This is a genomic window from Nonomuraea maheshkhaliensis, from assembly GCF_039529435.1.
Taxonomy (GTDB): domain Bacteria; phylum Actinomycetota; class Actinomycetes; order Streptosporangiales; family Streptosporangiaceae; genus Nonomuraea; species Nonomuraea maheshkhaliensis.
In genome coordinates this window covers 1-1604 of the sequence record NZ_BAAAMU010000299.1, presented here as the reverse complement: position 1 = coordinate 1604, position 1604 = coordinate 1, and the positions used below count along the sequence as shown (strand labels likewise).

The 1604-nt window shown below is 73.8% G+C and carries 2 protein-coding genes; both read right to left on the bottom strand.

Annotated features, from left to right (window positions below; genetic code table 11):
- Positions 1-652: beta-ketoacyl synthase N-terminal-like domain-containing protein (locus ABFX54_RS56490; RefSeq protein ID WP_346115592.1), on the bottom strand; the 652-nt coding region annotated here is incomplete at its 3' end.
- Positions 649-1604: KR domain-containing protein (locus ABFX54_RS56485; protein WP_346115591.1), on the bottom strand; the 956-nt coding region annotated here is incomplete at its 5' end. The genes ABFX54_RS56490 and ABFX54_RS56485, both read right to left, overlap by 4 nt.

Below are 1604 nucleotides of genomic sequence, written 5' to 3'. Positions count from 1 at the left end.
AGTGCAACGCCACCAACGACGACGAACACGCCGTGTCGACGGTCACGGCGGGGCCGCGCAGGCCGAACGCGTACGCCAGCCGTCCGGACATGACGGCCGTGGACGCGCCGGTGAGCAGGTGACCCTCGACCCCGGCGGGGGCGGCGCCGAGGCCGTAGCCGCTGGAGGCCGCGCCGATGAACACGCCGGTGTCGCTGCCGCGCAGCGCGCCTGGCCGGATGCCGGCCCGTTCGAACAGCTCCCACGAGCTCTCCAGCAGCAGCCGCTGCTGCGGGTCGGAGGCGAGCGCCTCGCGCGGGCTCATGCCGAAGAACTCGGCGTCGAAGTCGGCGACGTCCTCGACGAATCCGCCTCGGGTGACGTACGTGGTTCCGGTGGCGTCGGGGTCGGGGTCGGACAGGCGCTCCAGGTCCCAGCCCCGGTCGGCGGGGAACGGCGTGATGACCGACCGCTCCGACTCCAGCACCCGCCACAGGTCCTCGGGGCTGCGCACGCCGCCGGGCAGGCGGCAGCTCATGGACACGATGGCGATCGGCTCGTGCGCCCTGTCCTCCCACTCGCGCAGCCGGCGGTTGGCGCGGCGAAGGTCGGCGGTGGCGCGCTTGAGGTAGTCACGGAGCTTGTCGTCGTTGGCCATGCTGTCCTGCCTCATGGTTGGATGCCGAGCTCGTCGTCGAGGATGCCGAACAGCTCCTCGTCGTTGTCCGGGTCGAACTCCCGTACGTCGTCCGCGCCGGCCTCGTGGACGTCGCTCCACCGGCGCAGCAGGATCCGCAGCCGCGCGATCACGCGGGCGGCGTCGTCACCGGGCACGGCGGCCAGGGCCGACTCCAGGCGGTCCACCTCGTCCAGTACGTCCTGCGCCGGATCGGAGCGCGTCTCCGGGGCGAGCTCCGCGAGGAGACGGGCCGCGAGCAGGCGCGGTGTGGGGTGGTCGAAGACCAGCGTGGACGGCAGGCGCAGCCCGGTGGCGGCGTTGAGCCGGTTGCGCAGGTCCACGCCGGTGAGCGAGTCGAACCCGATCTCGTTGAACGCCCGGTCCGGCCGTACCGCGTCGGGGCCCGTGTGCCCGAGCACTCCTGCGGCCTGCTCGCACACGAGCCGGGTGAGGTCGGCCTCGCTCATCGCGGCGAGGTCGCGTACGGCGGAGGATCCGGCGGCGGCGCGGGTGGCGCGGGCGGTGACGAGGCCCGCGAGCAGCGTGGGCAGCGGGCCCGGCCCGGAACGGTAGGCGGCCAGGTCGAGCGGGGTGGCCACGAGGAGGGGCTCGGCCACGTTCCAGGCGGCGTCGAAGAGGGCGAGTGCCTTGTCGGTGGTGAGCGTGCCGAGACCGGAGCGGCCGATGCGGTCGATCTCGACGTCTCCCAGGTGTGCGGTCATGCGGCTGCGTTCCTCCCAGAGTCCCCAGGCGAGGGACTGCGCGGGCAGGCCGCGGGCGGTGCGGTGGGCGGCGAGGGCGTCCAGGGCCGCGTTGGCGGCCGAGTAGGCGGACTGGCCTGCTGGGGAGAGGAGGGAGGCGGCGGAGGAGTAGAGGATGAAGGCGTCCACGTCGCCGGCGAGCTCGTGCAGGTTCCAGGCGGCGACGGCCTTGGCTGCCAGGACCT